Source organism: Mesorhizobium sp. M2A.F.Ca.ET.043.02.1.1, from assembly GCF_003952405.1.
GTDB lineage: Bacteria > Pseudomonadota > Alphaproteobacteria > Rhizobiales > Rhizobiaceae > Mesorhizobium.
Genome location: NZ_CP034445.1, coordinates 3,414,220 through 3,437,952, shown reverse-complemented (window position 1 = coordinate 3,437,952; position 23,733 = coordinate 3,414,220). Strand labels below are relative to the sequence as shown.

At 65.8% G+C, this 23,733-nt stretch carries 18 protein-coding genes; 14 read left to right on the top strand and 4 right to left on the bottom strand.

Features of this window, described 5'->3' with window-relative positions; translation table 11 throughout:
• The first annotated feature begins 26 nt into the window (after positions 1–26).
• Together EJ068_RS16390 and coaA are read left to right on the top strand one after the other, a co-directional pair.
• Positions 27–350, top strand: coding sequence for a phosphoribosyl-ATP diphosphatase (locus EJ068_RS16390; protein ID WP_126080098.1), 324 nt, complete (start codon positions 27–29; stop codon positions 348–350).
• Between the two features lie 36 nt (positions 351–386).
• The gene (gene coaA / locus EJ068_RS16385; RefSeq protein ID WP_126080099.1) at positions 387–1,346 is read left to right on the top strand and encodes a type I pantothenate kinase; all 960 of its coding nucleotides are present in this window, start codon (positions 387–389) and stop codon (positions 1,344–1,346) included.
• Between the two features lie 170 nt (positions 1,347–1,516).
• Here the strand turns inward: coaA and EJ068_RS16380 are convergent, their stop codons facing one another.
• From EJ068_RS16380 to EJ068_RS16360, 4 genes are all read right to left on the bottom strand, one after another.
• The gene (locus EJ068_RS16380) at positions 1,517–2,686 is read right to left on the bottom strand and encodes a glycosyltransferase family 87 protein (protein ID WP_189341943.1); all 1,170 of its coding nucleotides are present in this window, start codon (positions 2,684–2,686) and stop codon (positions 1,517–1,519) included.
• Between the two features lie 114 nt (positions 2,687–2,800).
• The gene (locus EJ068_RS16375; protein WP_128314705.1) at positions 2,801–3,418 is read right to left on the bottom strand and encodes an alpha-ketoglutarate-dependent dioxygenase AlkB; all 618 of its coding nucleotides are present in this window, start codon (positions 3,416–3,418) and stop codon (positions 2,801–2,803) included.
• Between the two features lie 86 nt (positions 3,419–3,504).
• The gene (arfB, locus tag EJ068_RS16370; protein ID WP_126080103.1) at positions 3,505–3,942 is read right to left on the bottom strand and encodes an alternative ribosome rescue aminoacyl-tRNA hydrolase ArfB; all 438 of its coding nucleotides are present in this window, start codon (positions 3,940–3,942) and stop codon (positions 3,505–3,507) included.
• 185 nt (positions 3,943–4,127) lie between these two features.
• Positions 4,128–5,738, bottom strand: coding sequence for a phosphoenolpyruvate carboxykinase (locus tag EJ068_RS16360; RefSeq protein WP_127249732.1), 1,611 nt, complete (start codon positions 5,736–5,738; stop codon positions 4,128–4,130).
• A 341-nt stretch (positions 5,739–6,079) separates the two neighbouring features.
• Here EJ068_RS16360 and EJ068_RS16355 point away from each other — a divergent pair, with 341 nt between their 5' ends.
• The 12 genes from EJ068_RS16355 to trxA all read left to right on the top strand — a co-directional run bounded on the left by EJ068_RS16355 (position 6,080) and on the right by trxA (position 23,671).
• Positions 6,080–6,781, top strand: coding sequence for a response regulator transcription factor (locus tag EJ068_RS16355; RefSeq protein WP_095819116.1), 702 nt, complete (start codon positions 6,080–6,082; stop codon positions 6,779–6,781).
• Positions 6,782–6,940: 159 nt separating this feature from the next.
• Positions 6,941–8,725 (top strand): sensor histidine kinase, encoded by a 1,785-nt coding sequence (locus EJ068_RS16350; protein WP_126080106.1) that lies wholly within the window; start codon positions 6,941–6,943, stop codon positions 8,723–8,725.
• Positions 8,726–8,737: 12 nt separating this feature from the next.
• Positions 8,738–9,199: an HPr kinase/phosphorylase gene (locus tag EJ068_RS16345; RefSeq protein ID WP_126080107.1), complete on the top strand. Its 462-nt coding sequence runs from the start codon at positions 8,738–8,740 to the stop codon at positions 9,197–9,199.
• Between the two features lie 164 nt (positions 9,200–9,363).
• Positions 9,364–9,765, top strand: coding sequence for a PTS sugar transporter subunit IIA (locus EJ068_RS16335; RefSeq protein ID WP_027166957.1), 402 nt, complete (start codon positions 9,364–9,366; stop codon positions 9,763–9,765).
• On the top strand, positions 9,762–10,058 hold the full coding sequence (locus tag EJ068_RS16330) for an HPr family phosphocarrier protein (RefSeq protein ID WP_126080108.1): 297 nt from the start codon (positions 9,762–9,764) through the stop codon (positions 10,056–10,058). Before EJ068_RS16335 ends, EJ068_RS16330 begins: the two co-directional genes overlap by 4 nt.
• A gap of 163 nt (positions 10,059–10,221) precedes the next feature.
• Positions 10,222–11,622, top strand: a complete 1,401-nt coding sequence (gene ahcY, locus EJ068_RS16325; RefSeq protein WP_126063335.1) for an adenosylhomocysteinase — start codon at positions 10,222–10,224, stop codon at positions 11,620–11,622.
• 190 nt (positions 11,623–11,812) lie between these two features.
• A complete protein-coding gene (locus tag EJ068_RS16320; RefSeq protein ID WP_126080110.1) occupies positions 11,813–14,392 on the top strand; it encodes a PAS domain-containing sensor histidine kinase in 2,580 nt (859 codons plus the stop codon).
• A 10-nt stretch (positions 14,393–14,402) separates the two neighbouring features.
• Complete coding sequence (tsaE, locus tag EJ068_RS16315; RefSeq protein ID WP_126080111.1) at positions 14,403–15,914, top strand: tRNA (adenosine(37)-N6)-threonylcarbamoyltransferase complex ATPase subunit type 1 TsaE; 1,512 nt, start codon at positions 14,403–14,405, stop codon at positions 15,912–15,914.
• Positions 15,911–16,648: a nucleotidyltransferase family protein gene (locus EJ068_RS16310; protein WP_126080112.1), complete on the top strand. Its 738-nt coding sequence runs from the start codon at positions 15,911–15,913 to the stop codon at positions 16,646–16,648. Before tsaE ends, EJ068_RS16310 begins: the two co-directional genes overlap by 4 nt.
• Complete coding sequence (gene addB / locus EJ068_RS16305) at positions 16,645–19,764, top strand: double-strand break repair protein AddB (protein WP_127386058.1); 3,120 nt, start codon at positions 16,645–16,647, stop codon at positions 19,762–19,764. Before EJ068_RS16310 ends, addB begins: the two co-directional genes overlap by 4 nt.
• Complete coding sequence (addA, locus tag EJ068_RS16300) at positions 19,761–23,273, top strand: double-strand break repair helicase AddA (RefSeq protein WP_127251482.1); 3,513 nt, start codon at positions 19,761–19,763, stop codon at positions 23,271–23,273. The genes addB and addA overlap by 4 nt, the downstream gene beginning before the upstream one ends.
• A 74-nt stretch (positions 23,274–23,347) precedes the next feature.
• Positions 23,348–23,671, top strand: a complete 324-nt coding sequence (gene trxA, locus EJ068_RS16295) for a thioredoxin (RefSeq protein WP_112129004.1) — start codon at positions 23,348–23,350, stop codon at positions 23,669–23,671.
• Positions 23,672–23,733: the final 62 nt, after the last annotated feature.

The window sequence follows — 23,733 nt, the reverse complement described above, 5'->3', positions numbered from 1 at the left end:
CTTAAACAAGCAGATAGATGACCGACATGGCTCAATTTTCGCTCGCCGAGCTGGAAACGATCATCCATCAGCGCGCCCATTCCGGCGATCCGGACTCATGGACGGCGAAACTGTTCGCCAAGGGCATGGACAAGGCGGCGCAGAAGCTCGGCGAGGAGGCTGTGGAAGCCGTGATCGCCGCCGTCCGCGGCGACAAGCAGGCCCTCGTTTCGGAAAGCGCGGATCTTCTGTATCATTGGCTGGTCGTGCTCGGCATCGCGGGCGTTCCGTTGGACGACGTGCTCAAGGAGCTCGAGGGCCGCACCGGCCGCTCGGGGGTTGCCGAAAAGGCGTCCCGCCCCCGGGTTTGATGCCCGGGGCAGACGGCGAGGAGGGCAGGAAACCCGATGGACCAGCTGACTCCGACCGAGAAGTATTCCCCTTATCGCTTCTTCTCCGCCGAGCAATGGTCGCAGTTCCGCGCCGACACGCCGCTGACGCTGACCGAGGACGAGATCGACCGGCTGCGCTCGCTCAATGACCCGGTCAACCTCGAAGAGGTCAAGCGCATCTACCTGTCGCTTTCCCGCCTGCTCTCGGCGCATGTCGAGGCGAGCCAGCTGCTGTTCAGGCAGCGCCAGGCCTTCTTCAAGGCGCAGGACATCGTCAAGACGCCTTTCATCATCGGCATCGCCGGTTCGGTCGCGGTCGGCAAGTCGACCACGGCGCGTGTGCTGAAGGAGCTTCTGGCGCGCTGGCCGTCGAGCCCCAAGGTCGATCTCATCACCACCGACGGCTTCCTGCTGCCCAATGAGATCCTGCGCCGCGAGAACCTCATGGAGCGCAAGGGATTTCCAGAGAGCTACGATGTCGGCGCGCTGCTGAGATTCCTGTCCGGCATCAAATCGGCGCAAGGCAGCGTCCGCGCGCCGGTCTACTCGCACCTGACCTATGACGTCATCCCCGGCGAGTTCGTCACCATCGACCGTCCCGACATCCTGATCTTCGAAGGCATCAACGTGCTGCAGCCGGGCAAGCTGCCGAAGGACGGCAAGATCGTGCCGTTCTTGTCAGACTTCTTCGATTTCGCCATCTATATCGATGCCGACGAGAAGCTGATCCACCAATGGTACATCCAGCGCTTCATGCGGCTGCGCGAGACCGCCTTCCGCAATCCGGACTCCTTCTTCCACCGCTATTCTCAGCTTTCCGAGGACGCCGCGCGCGCCATCGCCGAGGGGCTATGGGCCAATATCAACCTGAAGAACCTGCGCGAGAACATCCTGCCGACCAGGGCGCGGGCCGATCTCATCCTGCGCAAAGGCGCCAACCATTTGATCGAGGAAGTGGCGCTGAGGAAGCTGTGAGGCCGCGCCCGACGCCGGATCGCCATTCTTCACATCTGCGAGGCAGCTCCTTCGCGCCACGATCCAATCTGGATCGCTGAAAATTCGGGACGCGGAAGCCCTCTTCCTTGCGCTATGCCAGACGGAAAATCGCCGGGGCAGTTGCCCCAGAACGGCTGCGCCCTGAACCGCTACGCCAGCGACGGCTTTGCGGAGATTTCAGCCTTCCGGCTTCCCGTCCATATCGTAGACAGCATCCACGCGGCGAGAAACAATGGCACCAGGACGGCAACGCAATATCCGCCCCAGGTGAAGTAATGCGTGACGAAAGGCCAGAGCCAGCAAATCGCGAGTATCAGCCGGGGCGGCCTTGACGTCATCGCGGCCAGCATGGCGACAGCGACGGCCAGACTGATCGTGTCGTAGGTGTAGCCGTAGGGCGTGGCAAGGATCGCAAGGACAGCGGTCAGCGCCACGCGTTCCTGATGCGAGACCTGGCGCCCCGGCCGCCAGAGCCAGACCGCTATGGCGATGGAAATGATGGTCGCGACTGCCTGGGCGCCATAGGCGGCGGTCAGCCCGAAGCCGAGCGCCCTCGCCGTGAAGAACACCGTTATCGCATTATACTGATAAGGCTGCGGATAAGGCGCCTCCATGATCGCCGTCATCAAGGGACGGGTTTCGGTCAGGAACAGCCGCCAGACATCGAAGCCAAAGAACAGGCCGGTGGCGAGGACGACCGCCACAGTGGTGACGATGGCGGCGAAAATGGCTCGCCAGTTGCCGCTGGCGAGCAGGCAGAAAGGCACGAGAATACCAAGATGCGGCTTGATGGTCAGAAGGCCGAACAGAACTCCGGCCAGCAACGGGCGCCTTGGGGCCACGGCGAGGCCTCCGATCAACAAGGCCATCGTCAGCGCGCCGTTCTGACCGAATATCGAGTTCCAGATAACGGCGGGACTGAGGACGACCGCCAGTTCCACCAGCGCTCCGAGTTTCAGCGGCCGGATTGCCAGCCACAGACACAGAACGGTCCCGAACGTCCAGACCAGATAGGCAGGCAGGATCGGCAGGGTCGCGAGCGGGACGCCGAGCAAGAGGATGTTCGGCGGATAGCTCCATTCCTGATTTGGAAGGTCGGGCGAGAACATGCCGCGCAACGCCGCGCGGTAGGCGTCCGCATCGAAAAGCACGGCAACATGGCCGTCGATGGCCAGGCGGGAGCCGGCCCAGAGATTGGTGAAATCCCAGTAGGGCAGCCTGTGCGATAGCTCGGAAAACCCTCTGCCGTCGAGGTCCCACAACATGCTCAGGTAGACCTCGGCCATCCAGATACCGATCATCGATACGACCGTGACCATTGCCACGTCCAAGAGGCTTCGGGTCCTGATCCAGTTCGGTTCCATGGCGATCTCGATTTGGCAACCGCGCTTGTAGCGTGGGTGTCCTTAAAATCGCGTTGCCCCCGGACATGGTCAGCCAGGCACCGTCACCCGCCGCAGCGTCAGATTGATGCGGCCGCCATTCTTCAACAGCGCCGATGTCGCCGGATAGATGCGATCGACGCCATGGAAGGCGAGGCGCCCCTCGCCGCCGAGCACGACGACGTCGCCGCTCTTCAGCCTGAACGATTTGGTGCCGCCTTCGCGCGTGTTCTGGCCGACCCGGAACAGGCAGTCGTCGCCCAGCGAGACCGACACAACGGGCGCGTCAAAATCCTGCTCGTCGCGATCCTGGTGCAGACCCATCCTGGCGTCCGCCGCATAGAAGTTGACAAGACAGCCCTCGGGCAGATGCGGGTAAGCCGAGACTTCGCGCCACAATTGCAGCAGCGCCTCGGGGATCGGCGGCCAAGGCTCGCCGGTCACCGGATGCGTCGGCTGGTAGCGGTAGCCGCGCTCCTTGCCGGTCACCCAGCCAAGCGCGCCGCAATTGGTCATGCGCACGCTCATCTGCTTGCCGGTGCGCGGCATGGCGGGCACGTAGAGGGGTGCGGCCTGCACCACGCGCCGGATCTCCTTGACCAGCGCTTCCTGGGCGGGGCGAGCGATGTAGCCCGGCATGTGGCGGACGCCTTTGGGCAGAACGAGCATTGGATCGATCCGATCAATTGGCCCGAAAGCATGCCACCGAAGGAAGAGTTCCGCGACCCGAAAACGGCCGCTCGTTTCCGGCATGCTCAGTCGCTGTCGACGCGACCGCGCAGCTTCTTCACCGTCGACCGGCCTGCCTTGCTCTTGAGGCGGCGCTCCACGGCGCCTTTGGACGGCCTGGTCTTCTTGCGCGGCGGCGGTGGCGGCTCGGCCGCCTTGGCGACCAGCGCGGTCAGGCGCGCCCGCGCGTCGGCCCGGTTCTGCTCCTGGGTGCGGAACCGACCGGCCTCGATGACGATGACGCCGTCCTTGGTGGCGCGCTGGCCGGCAAGCTTGATCGCGCGGACGCGGACCCGCTCGCTAAGGCCCGAAGCGTTCGCTGCGTCGAAGCGCAACTGCACGGCGGTGGCTACCTTGTTGACGTTCTGGCCGCCCGGGCCGGACGAGCGGATGAAGTCCTCATGCAGGTCGCCCGCATGGATGACCGCTTCGCCTGATATGATGATGTCGTCGTCGCTCGCCATGGAGCACTCATGACGCGACGGCTGCAAAAAGAAAAGGCCCGGCGCAGGGGGCTTCACCGTTTCACGGAAACGGCGAATCCTCCCTGGCTCTCAATGTTGGCGCAATTCCGGACGGAAAACCGTTTTGCACTTTTCCTGGAATTGCGCTGGCCGAGCACTGGAGGTGAGGACGCTCGAGGCAGCGATTATTCCGCCGCCTCCTGCAGGCGCGGCGCCGCGCCCAGGATGGCGGCGTCGACGTGACGCTCGAACTTCTCGAAGTTGGTCGCGAACATGTTGACCAGCTTCGCGGCCTGGGGGTCGTAGCCGGCCTCGTCCGCCCAGGTCGAGCGCGGGTCGAGAATGGCGCCGTCGACGCCCGGAACCGCCACCGGCACCTCGAAGCCGAAATTGGCGTCAGTGCGGAACTCGGCCGACTTCAGCGAACCATCGAGCGCGGCGCCCAGAAGAGCGCGCGTCACCTTGATCGGCATGCGGCGGCCGGTGCCGTAGGCGCCGCCGGTCCAGCCGGTGTTGACGAGCCAGCAATCGACCTTGTGCTCGGCGATCAGCTCGCGCAGCAGATTGCCGTATTCCGAGGGATGGCGCGGCATGAAGGGGGCGCCGAAGCAGGTCGAGAAGGTCGCCTCCGGCTCGGTGACGCCCTTTTCCGTGCCGGCGACCTTGGCGGTGTAACCGGACAGGAAGTGATACATCGCCTGCGCCGGGGTCAATTTGGCGATCGGCGGCATCACGCCGAAAGCGTCGGCGGTCAGCATGATGATGTTCTTCGGATGGCCTGCGCGGCCGGTCTTCGAGGCGTTGGGGATGAAGTCCAACGGATAGGCGCAGCGCGTGTTCTCGGTGAGGCTGCCGTCATTGAAATCCGGCACGCGACCGGCATCGAGCACGACATTCTCCAGAACCGTGCCGAAGCGCTGCGTTGTGGCGAAGATCTCAGGCTCGGCCTCGGCCGACAGCCTGATCGTCTTGGCGTAGCAGCCGCCCTCGAAATTGAAGACGCCGTGCGGGCCCCAACCATGCTCGTCGTCGCCGATCAGCGTGCGCGACGGATCCGCCGACAGCGTCGTCTTGCCGGTACCGGACAGGCCGAAGAACACCGCCGCGTCGCCGGCCGGGCCTTCATTGGCGGAACAGTGCATGGGCATCACGCTCTTTTGCGGCAGCAGGTAGTTCAGCATGGTGAATACCGACTTCTTCATCTCGCCGGCATAGGACGTGCCGCCGATCAGCACGATCTTGCGGATCAGGTCGACCGCGATCACGGTTTCGGTGCGGGTGCCGTGACGCGCCGGATCGGCGCGGAAGGACGGCAAATCGATGATCGTCATGTCGGGGAGGAAGCGCTCGAGCTCCGCGGCTTGCGGGCGGATCAAAAGGTTGCGGATGAAAAGCGAGTGCCAGGCGAATTCGGTGATGACCCGGGTCGGCAGCTTGAGGTCGGCGTCGGCGCCGCCGACCAGGTCCTGAACATAGAGATCCTTGTCCGCCGCGTGGGCGCGGAAGTCGAAAAGCAGCGACTCGAACTGGGCGGGCGAGATCGCCTTGTTGTTGTCCCACCAGACATGCGGCTCGGTCGCCTCGTCGCGCACGACGAATTTGTCCTTCGGCGAACGCCCGGTGTGCTGACCGGTCTCGGCGACCAGCGCGCCTTGCGCGGTCAGCCTCGCCTCGCTGCGCCGGATCGCTTCCTCGTAGAGTTCGGCCGCGCCGAGATTGTAGCGCACCATGCCCGTGGTCTTTAGGCCGATCGCGTCAATAGCGCAGTCGGGGTTGCGTTTGCCGGCTTCCGACATCAAATTTCCTCTCTGGATTTGGCCGCATGTGACGGGGATTTCACTGAGCCCGTGCCGGGGGCTGTCAGGTTCAGAACCAGAAAAGCCGAATGATATCAAATCATTAATCGATTTAAAAAATTTGAAAGTTGTTTAAATCGTTTATATGTGCAAAAAGTCGCGGACGTTGCCCAAAGGATTGGCAGACTCCAATCGTCCAATCCCGTTATGGGTGCGATGGTGTGTAGCGGCAGGCCGCCCGTGACTTCGGACAGGGCCCGTGCCACATTTTGTACCCAATTTGTCCTGCAAAAGCCCCTTCTCGACGACAGAAGGGACAGCTCATGAGGGAGCCGCTTGAAATGGCAACAATCGCGCTTGTCGACGACGACCGCAACATCCTGACCTCGGTGTCGATCGCGCTCGAATCCGAGGGCTACCGGGTCGAAACCTACACCGACGGCGCGTCGGCGCTGGAAGGCCTGGCGGCGCGCCCGCCGAACCTCGCCATCCTCGACATCAAGATGCCGCGCATGGACGGCATGGAGCTGTTGCGCCGCATGCGTCAGAAATCGGACCTGCCGGTGATCTTCCTGACGTCTAAGGACGACGAGATCGACGAATTGTTCGGCCTCAAGATGGGCGCCGACGATTTCATCCGCAAACCCTTCTCGCAGCGGCTCCTGGTCGAGCGCGTGCGGGCGGTGCTGCGCCGGACCAGCGCCCGCGAGGCGGCGGCCAAGGCGCCCGCCCAGCAGGCCCGCTCGCTCGAACGCGGCCAGCTGGTGATGGACCAGGAACGCCATACCTGCACCTGGAAAGGCGAGCCGGTGACGCTGACGGTGACCGAGTTCCTCATCCTGCATTCGCTGGCGCAGCGCCCCGGTGTGGTGAAAAGCCGTGATGCGCTGATGGATTCGGCCTATGATGAGCAGGTCTATGTCGACGACCGCACCATCGACAGCCACATCAAGCGGCTGCGCAAGAAGTTCAAGGCCGTCGACGACGACTTCGAGATGATCGAAACCCTTTACGGAGTCGGGTACCGGTTCCGCGAAGCATGAATAGGCAGTAGTGAGTAGGCAGTAGGGAATAGTCGGTAGTCAGCTTTGAATAGTGCGAGCGGCCGGTTATGCCAGCTGCGGTCCCCGCCAGCCACTGCTCTATTCCCTACTGCCTACTGCCTACTCACTACTCACTAATTAACCAGGGCCTGCTATTCGATGGCAGTGGAAGTAGAGCGAGGCAGACGGGCGGGCGCGGCAAGGCGTCCGCCGCGGATCGTGCCCGCCTTCGTGTCGAGAATCACGGTGCCGATGCGCCGGTTTCTCGGCCATCACATCTTCTCCAGCCTGACGAGGCGCATCCTGTTCCTCAACCTGGCCGGCCTTGCCGTGCTGGTGACCGGCATCCTCTACCTCAACACCTTTCGCGACGGCCTGATCGACGCTCGCGTCGAGAGCCTGATGACGCAGGGCGAAATCATCGCCGGCGCGATCGCCGCCTCGGCGACGGTGGAAACCGATTCGATCAGCATCGACCCGGAAAAGCTGCTCGAGCTGCAGGCCGGCGAGAGCCTGGGGCCCGGATCGGACCAGCTCGACAATCTGGACTTCCCGATCAACCCCGAGCGCGTCGCGCCGGTGCTGAGACGGCTGATCTCGCCGACGCGCACCCGCGCCCGCATCTATGACCGCGACGCGAACCTCCTGCTCGACTCCCGGCATCTCTATTCGCGCGGCCAGATCCTGCGCTACGACCTGCCGCCCGTCGACGACGAACAGCCCGCCCTCGTGGAGCGGGTCGAGAAGTTCATCTTCGACTTCTTCCGCAACAAGGACCTGCCCGTCTACCACGAGCAGCCCGGCGGCAATGGCGCGGCCTTCCCGGAGGTGGTCAAGGCGCTGACCGGCAGCCCTTCGACCATTGTGCGGGTGAGCGAGCAGGGCGAGCAGATCGTCTCCGTCGCGGTGCCGATCCAGCGTTTTCGCGCCGTGCTGGGTGTGCTGATGCTGTCCACGGAAGGCGGCGATATCGACAAGATCGTCGCGGCCGAGCGCAAGGCGATCCTGCGCGTGTTCGGCGTCGCGGCGCTGGTCACCGCGATCCTTTCGATGCTTCTGGCGTCCACCATCGCCAATCCGCTGCGGCGGCTTTCCGCCGCCGCCGTCAGGGTGCGGCGCGGCGTCAAGAACCGCGAGGAAATACCGGACTTTTCCGACCGGCAGGACGAGATCGGCAATTTGTCCATCGCCGTGCGCGACATGACCAATGCGCTTTACGCGCGCATCGAGGCGATCGAAAGCTTCGCCGCCGACGTCTCGCATGAATTGAAGAACCCGCTGACATCGCTGCGCAGCGCGGTCGAGACGCTGCCCTTGGCGAAGAACGACACGTCTCGCGCGCGTCTGATGGAGATCATCCAGCACGACGTGAAGCGGCTCGACCGGCTGATCACCGACATCTCCGACGCCTCCCGTCTCGACGCGGAGCTGGCGCGCGAGGACGCCGGAACCGTGGACCTGAAGAAGTTCATCACCGATCTGGTCGCGGTCTCGCGCGAGACCACGCGCAACAAGAAGGCTGTCGAGATCGAACTCAAGGTGGCCAAGCTGCCGACCGGCGCCAAGGGCTATTACGTTGTCGGCCATGATCTGAGGATTGGCCAAGTCATCACCAACCTGATCGAGAACGCGCGCTCCTTCGTGCCCGACGAGCACGGCCATATCGCGATCTCATTGGCGCGCGCTGGCAAGTTCAACATCATCACCGTCGACGACAACGGCCCGGGTATCCGGGCCGAGAACATCGACCGCATCTTCGAGCGCTTCTACACCGACCGGCCGGCCGGCGAGGCGTTCGGCCAGAACTCTGGTCTCGGGCTGTCGATCAGCCGCCAGATCGTCGAGGCGCATGGCGGCACGCTGACGGCCGAAAACATCCCCGGCACCAAGCCCGGCGAGATCAAGGGCGCGCGTTTCGTGGTGACGCTGCCGGCGGAAGGCTGACGCTAGCCGAACATGCCGGACACCGCCGCGAAGCCCCTGAATATCCACGGGACGGCCCTCCTGATCGGCGAGCGCGGCGTGCTGATCACGGGGCCGTCCGGCGCCGGCAAGACGACGCTGGCGCTGGCGCTCCTCGATCATTGCCGAACCCGCGGCATGTTTTCCCGGCTGCTGGGCGACGACCAGCTGTTCGCCGCCGCGCATGGCGGGCGGCTGGTGTGCCGCGCGCCGGCAAGCATCGCGGGACTCTGCGAGGTGCACGGCATCGGGCCGCGGCCGTTGGCCTTCGAGCCGGCCGCCGTGATTGACCTTGTCGTTCGGCTTGTCGAGCCGGCCGATATGGCGCGGCTGCAAGACGAAGCCACCGAGACGATCGAGGGTTGCCGGCTGCCCCGCATCGACATCACCCGGCAAAATGTCACCGCCGCGCTGCCCATGCTGATGGCGCGGCTGGCGATCCAGCCTTTTTCATGATCCGGCCGGGGTTTTTTGCTGCGATGCGTCAAAATGGCCCAAGCCGCCGCAATTTTGGGCTTGTCAACCGGCCGTGCGTCGACAAGATAGCGCTCCCGCCGCCTGGAATGGCTGGCGAACATAATATACGCCTGTGAAGCGGCGATGACGGGAGCCACCAGAGAATGATCGGACTCGTGCTCGTGACGCACGGTCAACTCGCCACCGAGTTCCGGCATGCCGTAGAACATGTCGTCGGGCCGCAAGACAATTTCGAAACCGTGGCGATCGGCGCCGACGACGACATGGAGCAGCGCCGGGCCGACATCGTCGACGCTGTGGCGCGCGTCGACACCGGCGCCGGCGTCATCGTGCTAACCGACATGTTCGGCGGCACGCCCTCCAACCTCGCCATCTCGGTCATGGAATCCGGTCGCACCGAGGTCATCGCCGGCATGAACCTGCCGATGCTGATCAAGCTCTCCTCGATCCGCAAGGGCGACAACATGGCCGCCGCGCTCGATGAAGCGCAGGCGGCGGGCCGCAAATACATCAACGTCGCCAGCCAGCTCCTGAGCAGCAAATGAACGCACCGGCGCAGCAGACGGACGAGGTTGTGCGGGAGTTCCCGATCATCAACCAGCGCGGCCTGCATGCGCGCGCTTCGGCGAAATTCGTCCAGGTTGCCAGCGGCTTCAATGCCACCATCCATGTCGAGAAGGACGGCGTGAAGGTCGGCGGCACCTCGATCATGGGCTTGATGATGCTGGCGGCGAGCCCGGGCTATTCGATCCGCGTGATCGCCAGCGGCCCGGAAGCCGTGCCGGCCATGGACGCGCTGGAGCAGCTGGTCGCCTCGCGTTTCGGCGAGGAAATCTAGTTCCCGGCCTCACATTTCGCGCCTCGAAGACATGCGCGCATAAAGATTTCTTTATGTCCCATTGTCGTATCGCGGCCGATCTGCTAGTCAGGCCGGCAACCGCGCCCTTCCATGCGCCTCCCGGCGCCGGCGCGCATTGAGAAAATCACACCGGAGCACTGCCATGACGGGTAGCAAGGACTATGTGGTCGCCGACATCTCGCTTGCCGGCTGGGGCCGCAAGGAGATCGAGATCGCCGAAACCGAAATGCCGGGCCTGATGGCCTGCCGCGAGGAGTTCGGCGCCAAGAAGCCGCTGAAGGGCGCGCGCATCACCGGCTCGCTGCACATGACGATCCAGACGGCGGTGCTGATCGAGACGCTGAAGGCGCTGGGCGCCGACATCCGCTGGGCATCGTGCAACATCTTCTCGACGCAGGACCATGCGGCTGCGGCGATCGCCGAGGCCGGCATTCCGGTCTTCGCCATCAAGGGCGAGTCGCTCCAGGACTATTGGGATTACACCGACCGCATCTTTCAGTGGACCGATGGCGGCACATCCAACATGATCCTCGATGACGGCGGCGACGCCACCATGTATATTCTGCTCGGCGCGCGTGCAGAGGCCGGCGAGGACGTGTTGTCCAATCCCGGCAGCGAGGAGGAAGAGATCCTGTTCGCGCAGATCAAGAAGCGCCTGAAGGCCTCGCCCGGCTTCTTCACCAAGCAGCGCGAAGCAATCCGCGGCGTCACCGAGGAGACCACCACCGGCGTCAACCGCCTCTACCAGCTGCAGAAGAAGGGCCTGCTGCCCTTCCCGGCGATCAACGTCAACGATTCCGTCACCAAGTCGAAGTTCGACAACAAATATGGCTGCAAGGAATCGCTGGTCGACGGCATCCGCCGCGGCACCGACACGATGATGGCCGGCAAGGTCGCGGTGGTGTGCGGCTATGGCGACGTCGGCAAGGGCTCGTCGGCCTCGCTGCGCGGCGCCGGCGCCCGCGTCAAGGTCACCGAGGTCGACCCGATCTGCGCGCTGCAGGCAGCGATGGACGGCTTCGAGGTGGTGACGCTGGAAGACGCGGCCCCAACCGCCGACATCGTCATCACCACCACCGGCAACAAGGATGTCGTCACGCTCGACCACATGCGGGCGATGAAGGACATGGTGATCGTCGGCAATATCGGCCACTTCGACAACGAGATCCAGGTGGCGTCGCTGCGCAACCTGAAATGGACCAACGTCAAGCCGCAGGTCGACCTGATCACCTTCCCGGACGGCAAGCGGATGATCCTTCTCTCCGAGGGACGCCTGCTCAACCTCGGCAACGCCACCGGACATCCGAGCTTCGTCATGTCGGCCTCGTTCACCAACCAGGTCCTGGCGCAGATCGAGCTGTTCACCAAGCACGGCCAGTACCAGAACCAGGTCTATGTGCTGCCCAAGCATCTCGACGAGAAGGTGGCGCGGCTGCATCTCGACAAGCTCGGCGCCAAGCTCACGGAGCTCTCCGGCGAACAGGCCGCCTATATCGGCGTGACGCCGCAGGGCCCGTATAAGCCGGAACACTACCGCTATTAACCAAAGCGAAATTATCTACCAGATATTGAAGTCGGGTGGTTGACTTTCCGCCCGGCTTTATTTTTTGCGCCAATGATTCTTCACGCCGATTCCAGCAGGCGTTATTGTTGTGATTCGCGGTCCGGGGACATGTTGGGCCGGGGACGCATTCAGGGCGGTCTTGCATTCAAGCGGCGAAGAGGACCAAGACATGCCGGGGGATTACCCGCGAAGCGCGGGAAAGGCCGTTTCCGGCGGCCATGAGGATTCGAACGAAGCCGACCCCGCCGTGAACGGCGGCGGTTTTCGCGCCGGTGCGCGGCAGGCCTTGCTTCTTGCCACCTCGGCGCTTGCCAGCCCGCTGCTCGCCTTTGCCGCGCGCGCCGACACAAGCCTTCCGGGAAAGGCCGATGCGCCGGTCAGTACCGTCGAGGTCATGCAGCTCGCCATGTTCGTCGGCGTGATGGGCGCGGCGCTTGTCTCGGCCATCTTCCTGATCCGCGAACGCGGGCGCACCGCCGCGCAGAATGTCCAGCTCAGGGCCCGCATCGCGGACGTCAACGCGGCGCTGCAGCGTTCCGAGGCGCTGCTCAACCTGCGCGACCAGCGGCTGATCGTCTGGGCCACGGACAACAAGAAACCCGAACTCATCGGCAGCCTGCCGTTGGAAAGCGGCGCGCCCGACGACAGGTCCGCCTTCCTCGCTTTCGGCCGCTGGCTGATGCCGCGCTCGGCGGCGGCGCTGGAACACGCGGTCGCCGCGCTGCGCGAGCAGGCAAAGGCCTTCGATCTGGTCATCGAAACGCAGGCCGGCGTGCCGCTGGAAGTGCATGGCCGCAAAAGCGCGGCGCATGTCTTGGTGCGCTTCGTCTCGCTGTCGGAGACGCTGCGCAACCAAGCCAGGCTGAAGATCGAGAACCAGCGGCTCAGCGCCGACCACGACACCATGATCGGCCTGCTCGACGCGTTGAAGATGCCGGCATGGCTGCGGGCGGCGGACGGCCGATTGCAATGGGTCAACCGCGCCTATGCCGAGGCGGTGGAGGCGGAAAGCCCGGCTGCGGCCGTGCGCGACGCCAGGGAGTTCCTCGGCGGCCAGGCGCGCGATCAGATCGCCGAACAGCACAAGACGCGCGCGGTCTTCGAACAGACGCTTTCCACCGTGATCGATGGCGACCGCCGCATGTTCGCGGTCACCGACTTCGCCGGCGCCGACGGCTCGGCGGGACTTGCTTGCGACACAAGCGCGGCCGAGACGATCCGCGCCGAACATGAGCGGACCGTGCGCAGCCATGCCGACACGCTCGACCAGCTGAACACCGCGGTGGCGATCTTCGACACCGACGAGAAGCTGCGTTTCTTCAACCAGGCCTTCCAGAAGCTGTGGGGCCTGGATTCGGGCTTCCTGCTCAGCGCGCCCTCCAACACGCTGCTGCTTGACCGGCTGCGCTCGGAAGGCAGGATCGCCGAGCAGCCGGAATGGCGGCGCTGGAAGGAGAACCTGCTCAGCGCCTATCGCGCCGTCGAATCGCAGGAGCATTGGTGGCACCTGCCGGACGGCAAGACGATCCGCGTAGTGGCGAACCCGCAGCCGAAGGGCGGCGTCACCTGGGTGTTCGAGAACCTGACCGAGAAGATGGATCTCGAGAGCCGCTACCAGACCGCCGTGCGGGTGCAGGGCGAGACGCTGGACAACCTCGCCGAAGGCGTGGTCGTCTTCGGTCCGGACGGGCGGCTGCGCCTGTCCAATCCGGCCTTCGTCGCGCTTTGGGGGCTGACGGCGGAAGCGCTCAAGCCCAACGTCCATGTCTCGGCGATCCGCGACCTGTGCGACCAGCACGCCGCGAACAGCCCGTGGGGCGGCTTCGTCGCCGCCGTCACCGGCTTCGACGACGAGCGCCGCGACCGGCGCGGCCAGATCGAGCTGATCAATGGCAACGTGCTGAGCTACGCGGTGATCCACCTGCCCAATGGCCAGGTGATGATCACCTTCGTCGACGTCACCGACACCGTCAATGTCGAGCGGGCGCTGAAGGACAGGAACGAAGCGCTGGAGAAGTCCGACCAGTTGAAGAACGAATTCGTGCAGCACGTGTCCTATGAGCTGCGCTCGCCGCTGACCAACATCATCGGCTTCACCGAGTTGCTGTCGCTGCCCGCCACCGGGCCGTTGACGCCGAAGCAGCGCGAATATGTCGAGTATGTCGGCTCGTCGTCATCGGTGCTGCTCACCATCGTCAACGACATTCTCGACCTGGCGACGGTCGACGCCGGAATCATGCAGCTCGACATTTCCGAGATGAACATCGATCGGACGATCGCCGCGGCGGCCGAGCTGGTCGCCGACCGGCTGGACGAGCACCGGATCAAGCTCGCGATCGACGCGACGGAGGCGCCGGCGAGCTTCCATGGCGACGAGACCCGCATCCGCCAGATCCTCTACAATTTGCTCAGCAACGCGGCGAACTACGCGCCGGAGGCAAGCACGATCCGGCTTACCTGCCGGCGGCTGGCCGACGCCGTCGAGTTCTCGGTGCATGATGACGGCCCCGGCATGCCGCCGGACGTGCTGGAGTCGGTCTTCCGCCGCTTCGAGCCGCGCGCCAATGGCGGGCGGCGGCGCGGCGCCGGGCTGGGGCTCTCGATCGTCAAGAGCTTCGTCGAGCTGCATGGCGGAACCGTGCGCATCGAGACCGGCCAGGACAGGGGCACCACGGTGATCTGCACCTTCCCGGACAAGCCGTCCGGAATCCCGGATACGCCGGCCGGCATCCGCGACGCGGCCGAGTAGCGCGGCCTATATGGAAGGGATGGTGCTGGAGCGTTTTCTCGCCGACGAGGCGGCAACGGCAAGGCTTGGCGAGGATCTCGCCATGGCATTGCGCGCCGGCGACGCGATCGCGCTCAAAGGCGATCTCGGCGCCGGCAAGTCGACGCTGGCCCGCGCGCTGATCCGGGCACTGGCCGACGACGCCAATCTCGAGGTGCCGAGCCCGACCTTTACGCTGGTACAGAGCTACGAGACGCGCGTCCCCGTCCACCATTTCGACCTCTATCGGCTTTCCGCGCCGGACGAGCTCGACGAGCTCGGACTCGACGATGCTCTCAGCCAAGGCGCGGCGTTGATCGAGTGGCCGGAACGGGCCGGAGACCGATTGCCCGCAAATGCGCTGTGGGTCGATCTCGCCGAACATGGCGAAGGTCGCGTGGCGCGGTTGTCGGGCCAGGGACCTGTCTTTGAGCGCGTGGCGCGATCGCTGGCCATGCGCGATTTCCTGGCCTCGGCCAGACGGGGCGAAGCCAGCCGCCGCCATTTCGTCGGCGATGCCTCCGCCCGCTCCTACGAGATCGTGTCGCTGCCCGGCGAGGCGCCGCGTGTGCTTATGAACTCTCCGCGCCTGGTGCTCGGGCCGCCGGTGCGCGACGGCAAGCCCTATGCGGTGATCGCCCATACGGCTCAATCCGTCGCCGCCTTCGTCGCCATCGACAAGGCGCTGCTGGCGAACGGCGTCAGCGTGCCGGTGATCCATGCCCAGGACATCGACCAAGGCTTTCTGCTCATCGAACATCTCGGATCGGAAGGTTTTCTCAGCCACGACGGCCAGCCCATCGCCGAACGCTACGAAGCAGCGGCCGAACTGCTTGCCATGATGCATGGCAAGGCCTGGCCCACGCGCATGGAAGCGGCGCCCGGCGTGGTCCACGACGTGCCGCCCTTCGATCGCGACGCCATGCTGATCGAGGCCGATCTTCTGGTCGACTGGTATGTGCCCTGGATCACCGGCGGTCCGGCGAGCGAGGACTTGCGAGCGGGCTATCACAAGGAATGGAACGCGGCGCTCGACCGCCTCGCCGGCAGCGAATACACGCTGATGCTGCGCGATTTCCATTCGCCCAACATCATCTGGCGGGCAGAGCGATCCGGCCTCGACCGGCTCGGCATCGTCGACGTCCAGGACGCGCTGATCGGGCCCGCCGCCTATGACGTCGCCTCCCTGGCCATGGACGCACGCGTCACCGTCTCGCCCGAGATCGAGCGCCGGACGGTCGCCGCCTATGTCGCGGCGCGGCACGCTGCGGGCGCCTTCCATGAAGCCGCTTTCGCCGAGGCCTACGCGATCATGGCGGCGCAGCGCAATTCGAAGATCCTCGGCATCTTCGTGCGGCTCGAAAAGCGCGACGGCAAGCCTTACTATCTGAAACACCTGCCGCGCATCCGCGACTATCTGAGGCGGGCGCTGGCGCATCCGGCGCTGGCCGGCCTGAAGGAATTCTACATGGCCCACGGCCTGCTCGAGGAACGGGTCCCATGAAGCCCCCAACCACGACGCCGAAGACAGCGATGGTGCTGGCGGCCGGGCTTGGCAAGCGCATGCGGCCGATCACCGACACGATGCCCAAGCCGCTGGTGAAGATCGCCGGCAAGACCTTGCTCGACTGGGGGCTGGACAGCCTGGAGGCCGCCGGCATCGCCAAGGCCGTCGTCAATGTGCACTATCTGCCCGAGCAGATCGTCGCCCATGTCGCCAGCCGGAAAGCTCCGAAGATCGTCATCTCCGACGAGCGCGAGGCGCTGCTGGAATCGGCGGGCGGCATCGTCAAGGCGCTGCCGCTTCTGGGCAGCGAGCCCTTCTACATCATCAACGCCGATACGTTCTGGATCGACAGCGGTCAGCCCAGCCTCAAGCGCCTTGCCCTTGCATGGGACGCCGCCAGAATGGATATTCTGCTGATGCTTACCGATCTCGACTCAGCGACCGGGCACTGCGTCGGCACCGATTTCCTGGTTGCCGCCGATGGAGCTCTACGGCGCTCGAAGGGTGATCCGACTGGCCTGATCTATGCCGGCGCCGCCATCATCCATCCGCGCATCTTCAAGGACGCGCCCACGGGCTCGCATTCGCTCAACGTCTATTTCGACAAGGCGATCGCCGCCGGGCGCCTGTTCGGCATGAAGATGAACGGGCGCTGGATCACCGTCGGCACGCCGGACGCCATTCCCGCCGCCGAAGCGGCCGTGGCCGGCGCGCTCGCGAAAGCGGTATGAGCGGCGCGCGCCGCGTCCTTTCCATCCCGCCCGGAGCGCCGTTCCTGCCGACGCTGGCGGAGGCGTTGCTCGACGGACGATTGATTCCCGGCTTTCGTTTCGACGGCGAGCCGCTGGCGCTGGCCGACGCGACCGTCTATGTGCCGACCCGACGCGCGGCGCGGGCGCTGCGCGGCGCCTTCGTCGACATTCTCGGTCAACGCTCGGCCATCCTGCCGACGGTGCGGCCGCTCGGCGAGTTCGACGAGGATGAGGCAGCCTTCGACGCAGAGGCGGCGCCGGCGATAGACCTCGCGCCGCCGATCGCGGCGCAGGAGCGATTGCTGTTGCTGGCGCCGCTGGTGCGTGCCTGGAAGGAAAGCCTGCCGGCGCATGTCAGAGAGCGGTTCAACGAGGAATTCGTCGTGCCGACCTCGGCCGCCGACGCCATCTGGCTGGCGCGCGACCTTGCCCGGCTGATGGACGAGATCGAGACCGAAGGCACGGATTGGGCGAAGCTCGCGACGCTGGTCACCGGCAATCTCGCCGGCTGGTGGCAGGTGACGCTCGATTTCCTCGGCATAGTCACCGACAACTGGCCGGAACTGCTCAAGGAGCGCAACCGCTCCAATCCGGCCGCGCATCGCAGCGCGCTGATCCGGCTGGAAGCGGCGCGGCTGAAGCGCAATCCGCCGGCCGGACCTGTGATCGCCGCCGGTTCGACCGGCTCGATTCCCGCCACGGCGGAACTGCTTGGCGTGATCGCCGGGCTGCCCAATGGCGCCGTCGTGCTGCCCGGGCTCGACCGCGAGCTGGACGACGCATCCTTCGCGGCGATCACGGCCCCCGGCGCGCGTCCGGCAACGCTCGGCCACCCGCAATATGGCCTCGCCAAGCTGATCGGCGGCATCGGCATCCAGCGCCGCGATGTCGAGGATGTCATCGCCGCGCCACCGCCGCTGGCGCTGCGGGCGGCCCTTGTCGGCGAGGCGCTGCGGCCCGCCGAAACCACCGAATACTGGACCGAAACGCGGCCGCGCTTCACGTCAGGCGATGTCGAACAGGCGCTTGCCGGCGTGACGCTGGTGGAAGCGGCGAACGAACGCGACGAGGCGGCGGCAATCGCCATTGCACTCAAACTTGCCGTCGAGGCACCGGGCAAGCGCGCGGCGCTCGTCACCGGCGACCGCGCGCTGGCGCGGCGGGTCTCGGCCGAGCTTCTGCGCTTCGGCGTCGTCGCCGACGATTCCGGCGGCGCGCCGCTCATCAACATACCGGCCGCCAGCCTGCTCAGGCTCGCGCTGAGCGCCGCGTTCCGGCCCGGCGACCCGGTAAGCCTGCTCTCCTTGCTCAAGCATCCGCTGCTCGGGCTCGGCCTCGAACGCCAGGCCGTGCGCAAGGCGGCCGAGTTGGTCGAGCTGGTCGCCTTGCGCGGCGGCACGGGCCGGCCGGATGTCGCATCGCTCGGCGCGCTTTTCGAGACGCGACTCGCGGAGCTGAGCGGCGATACGAGGCAGCCTTTCTGGTTTTCGCGGCTCACCGTGCGCGGCATCGAGCAGGCGCACGGCATACTTAGCCGCCTTACCAAGGCGCTCTCGCCGCTCACCGCTATGCGCGACGAGAAAGACGCCGATATCGCGACGCTGACCAGCGCAAGCGTCATCGCGCTGGAGGATCTCGGCCGCGCCGCCGATGGCAGCCTGGCGGAACTCTATGCCGGCGATGCCGGCGAGAAACTCGCCGAACTTTTGCGCGGACTGGTGGCGGCGTCCTCGCCCTTCACTTTCGCCGCCTCGGAATGGCCCGACGTGATCGAGGCGCTGATCGCGCCGGAGACGGTGAAGCCGGGGCAAGGCACCGACCGCAACATCGCCATCTGGGGCGCGCTGGAAGCGCGATTGCAGAATGTCGACATGCTGGTCATCGGCGGGCTCAATGAAGGGGTCTGGCCGCGCAAGCCCGATAGCGATCGCTTCATGTCGCGGCTGATGAAGACCGGCATCGACCTCGAACCGCCGGAGCGGCGCATCGGCCTTGCCGCGCATGATTTTCAGATGGCGATGGGCGCGGCGGAAGTGTTGCTGACACGGTCGGCGCGATCCGGCGATGCGCCGGCGGTGCCGTCGCGCTGGCTGCAGCGCATCCTGACCTTCATCAGCAAGGAGCCGGCGGCGGCCCTTCGCGGGCGGGGCGACGCGCTGCTTGGCTGGGCGCGCGCGCTCGATGCCGGCGAGAAGAAGGATTTCGCCGCCCGCCCGCAGCCCAGGCCGCCGCTCAGCATGCGCCCGCAGCATTTCTCGGTCACCGAGATCGAGACGCTGCGCCGCGACCCCTACGCGGTCTATGCGCGGCGCATCCTGGGGCTCTCGCCGCTCGAGCCGTTGATCCGCGATCCGGGCGCCGCCGAACGCGGCACGCTGTTCCACGAGATCCTGCATCTGTTCTCGCGGCGGGTGGAGGATCCAAGGGCGCCGAATGCGCTCTCGAGCCTCATCGAAGCCGGCCGTCTCTGCTTTGCCGAGGCAAAGCTTCCGCCGGACATCGAGGCCATCTGGTGGCCGCGTTTCGAAAAGCTCGCCGAGAATATCATCGAATGGGAGCATACCCGCGCCGATGCGGTCGCGAGGCGCTATGCCGAGGAACGCGCCGACAAGACGGTGGTCGGCCGCACCGGCGTGACGCTGTCGGGCTATGCCGACCGCGTCGACCTGCTGGCCGGCGGCATGGCCGACATACTCGACTACAAGACCGGCTCCTCGCCCTCGAAAGCGCAGGCGCACACGCTTTTGTCGCCGCAGCTTGCGCTGGAAGGCGCGCTGCTCAGGCGCGGCGCGTTCAGGGAACTGGGTATCCGCGAGCCCTCGCAGCTGGCCTTCGTGCGGCTGAAGCCGAATGGCGAGGTATTCGAGGAATCGATCCTCGAATACAACCGCAAGCCCCGCACCGCCAACGATCTCTCCGAGGAAGCCTGGGCGCGGCTAGAGCGGCTGCTGTTCCATTATGCCGACCCGACCACCGGCTATCTGTCGCGCGCCCTGCCCTTCCGCGAGGGCGAGGCCGACGGCGATTACGATCATCTGGCGCGCGTGCTGGAATGGTCGGCCGGCGGCGCCAGCGAAGACGAGGCGGAAGGATGAAATATCCGATCCCCTCCGATACCGCCGCCAGCCAGGCGCGCGCCTCGGATCCTGCCTATTCCGCCTGGGTGTCGGCCAATGCCGGCTCCGGCAAGACGCATGTCCTGGCGCAGCGCGTGATTAGGCTCCTGCTCAACGGCACCGATCCGTCGAAGATCCTGTGCCTGACCTACACGCGGGCTGCCGCCGCCAACATGTCGAACCGCGTGTTCTCGACCCTGTCCGAATGGACAGCGCTGCCCGATGCGGAGCTGGCGGTCAGGATCGCGGCGCTGGACGGCCGCGGCGCCGACCGCGACATGATGCGGCGCGCGCGCCGGCTGTTCGCCGAGGCGCTGGAGACGCCGGGCGGGTTGAAGATCCAGACCATCCACGCCTTCTGCGAATCCGTGCTGCACCAGTTCCCGCTCGAAGCCAACATCCCGGCGCATTTCGAGATGCTCGATCCGCAGATGGAGGCCTCGCTGTTCGCCGATGCCCGCCGCGACATGATCTCGGGCGCTGGCGCCGGCGTCGAAGGCCTGGCGGAAGCCTTCGCCACGGTGCTGGAGCGCGGCGGCGAGTTCGGTCTCGATTCCCTGCTTGCCGAGATCGTCGGCAAGCGCGACGAGTTGCGCGATTTCATCGCCAAGCTCGGCAGGGATCGGGATTTCCGGCCGCTCTTCGCCGAATTCGGCTTCAGGCCGGGACAGACGGCCGAGGGCATCGCCGCTTCGCTATGGCCGCTGCCTGGCTTCGACCCCCGCCAGTTCGCCGAATTCGCGCATGCCGCCGAAGCCGCCGACGCGCGGCAGGTGCTGAACAACGTCATCCCCTATGCACGGGGCGCCTTCGCCGAAGCCGACCCGATCCGCCGGCTGCGGCTGCTGGCAAAGGCCTTTCTCAAGGCCGACGGCGACCCCTATGAGCCGCCCAAGATCTTCAAGAAGGCGCTGGTCGACCGGCTACCGGATCTGCCGGACCGCTATCTGGCCGGGGCCAAGGCGATCCTCGACGTGTCGGACCGGCTGGCGCTGTTCCGCATGCTGGAAGGCACGGCGGCGGCGCTCACCGTCGCCGGCTGGCTGATCGCGCGCTACGAGCAGTTGAAGCGCGGACGCGGCTTCCTCGACTTCAACGACCTCATCACCCGCACCGTGAGCCTGCTGTCACGGCCCGATGCCGGACCATGGGTGCAGTTCAAGCTCGACCAGGGCATCGATCATATCCTGCTAGACGAGGCGCAGGACACCAGCCCGGACCAATGGGAGGTGGTGAAGAAGCTGACCGAAGAGTTCTTTGCCGGGCTCGGCCAGCGCGAGGCAGTCAGGCGCACGGTGTTTGCCGTCGGTGACGAGAAGCAGTCGATCTACTCCTTCCAAGGCGCCGCACCCGACTCCTTTGCCGAAAGCCGGCTATTGTTTGCCGGCCGTGTGCGCGACGCCGAAGCCGCCTTCGCCAATCTCAAGCTCACCTGGTCGTTCCGGTCGAGCGACGATGTGCTGGCCGCCGTCGACCGCGTCTTCGCGGAACCCGGCGTGCGGCGCGGCATCAGCCACGATCCCGATCCGCTCAGCCACAAGGCGATCCGCATCGACGCGCCGGGCTATGTCGAGGTGTGGCCTTCGGTCGGCGCCGAAATGGTCGAGGAGCCGGACGATTGGACGCTACCGGTCAACCATGCCAGCGCGCCCGCCGTGCGCGTCGCCGAGCATGTCGCCACGACCATCCAGACCTGGCTCAAGCAAGGCGAGATAATCGAAGGCAAGGGCCGGAAGCTGACCGCCGGCGACATCCTGGTGCTGGTTCGCAAGCGCGACCGCTTCGTCCATGCGCTGTCGCGCAGCCTGAAGAACCGGCAGATCCCGGTCGCCCGCGCAGATCGGCTCAGCCTGCCCGGCCATATCGCGGTGCAGGACCTGATCGCGCTCGGGCATTTCCTGATCCAGCCGGAAGACGATCTTTCCCTGGCCGCGGTGCTGCGCAGCCCGATCTTCGAGGTCTCCGAGGAGACGTTATTGACGCTTGCCGGCCAACGGCCGAAGGGCCAGTCGCTGATTGCCTCGCTCAGGCATCACGCGGCCGAAGATGTTTCCCTCGCCGCTGTCGTTAGCCGGCTCGATGGCTGGGCAACCGAGGTCGCGTTCAAGCCGGTGTTCGAATTCTACGCCGCGGCGTTGGCGCGTGACGGGCTGCGCCGCAAGATGACGGCGCGGCTGGGGCCCGAGGCCGGCGACATCCTCGACGAATTCCTGAGCTTTTGCCTGGCCGAGGAACGGACCGGACTGCCGGGGCTGGAATCCTTCCTCTCGACGCTGGAGAACGCCGGCCCCGAGATCAAGCGCGAGATGGACCAGACGCGCGACGAGGTCCGCGTCATGACCGTGCACGCCGCCAAGGGCCTGGAGGCACCAGTCGTCTTTCTGGTCGACGGCGGCTCGGCGCCGTTCAGCGACCAGCATCTGCCGCGGCTGATGCCGTTCGAAGGCTCGGGGACGCAATGGAAAGGCAAGGGCTATCTGTGGCGCTCGGCCAGCGATGTCGCCAACGGCGTCTCGAAGGCGGCGTCGGTGCGGGCGCGCGAGCTGGCGGACGACGAATACCGGCGGCTGCTCTATGTCGGCATGACGCGCGCCGAGGACCGGCTGATCGTCTGCGGCTATCACGGCAAGCGGCAGCCCAGCCCCGGCACCTGGCATTCGATCGTCAGCCGCGCGCTGCTGGGCGCGCCCGAGAGTTCCGAGCGGCGGCATCCGGCGACGGCCGATGTGGCCGTGCATCGCTTCCATATGACGAAACTGCCGCCGGTGGCGCTGGCAGCGGGCGAAGCCGAGCATAAAATCGAGCATGCCGCGCCGCTGCCGGACGAGCTGTTCCGGCCGTTGCCGCCCTATGAAGACCTGCCGCGGCCGCTTTCGCCCTCCGGCGCTTCGGCCTTGATCGAGGAAGCGCACGACGCCATCCCCGATACGCGCTCGCCGGTGCTCGACGCTGCCGCCGAGCCCGGCTTCGCCGTCGTGCGCGGCCTTGCCCTGCACAAATTGCTGCAGATGCTGCCCGGCATCGCCGAGGCGGAAAGGCACGGTGCGGCCGAGCGCTACCTGGCGCGCACCGGCGCAGATTGGCCAGATGGTGAGCGCGACAGGGCGTTGGACGCGGTGCTCTCCATCCTTTCCGACGACCGCTTCGGCGCGTTGTTCTCGCCGTCGTCCCGCGCGGAAGTCGCGATCATGGGCAGCCTGGAGGTGAAGGGCAGGCTGCGTTCCATCTCCGGCAAGATCGACCGGCTGGCTGTCACCCCGCAAAAGGTGTCGATCGTCGACTACAAGACCAACCGGCCGGCCCCCAAAGACCTGGCCGAAGTGCCGCCGGCCTATGTGCTGCAGCTTGCGCTCTATCGCGCGCTGCTTGAGCCGCTCTATCCGGGACGCGCGGTGACCGCGGCGCTGCTCTTTACCGAGGCACCGCGGCTGATCGAGCTGCCGGCCAGGGCCATGGACGATGCCCTTGCCCGACTCACGGGAGCGTGACACAAGAACTGCTTGAACATCGCCGCCACAACCACCACATTTGGTGCAACCCGAGTTTTCGAAAGGATTTCAGCATGGCCACCGTCAAGGTCGACAATGGCAATTTCCAGGCCGATGTGCTCAACGCCAAGGAGCCGGTCGTGGTGGATTTCTGGGCCGAGTGGTGCGGCCCGTGCAAGATGATCGGCCCGTCGCTGGAAGAGATCGCCAAGGAGCTCGGCTCCAAGGTGAAGATTGCCAAGCTCAACATCGATGAGAATCCGGAGCTTGCCGCGCAGTTTGGCGTGCGCTCGATCCCGACGCTGATGATCTTCAAGGGCGGCGAAGTGGCCGACATGAAAGTGGGCGCCGCGCCGAAGACGGCGCTGTCGCACTGGATCAACGGCGCCATCGCCTGAGTCAATCCGAAAGGTTCAAGATCAAGCCCGGCCATCGCGCCGGGCTTTTCTTTGGCGCCATC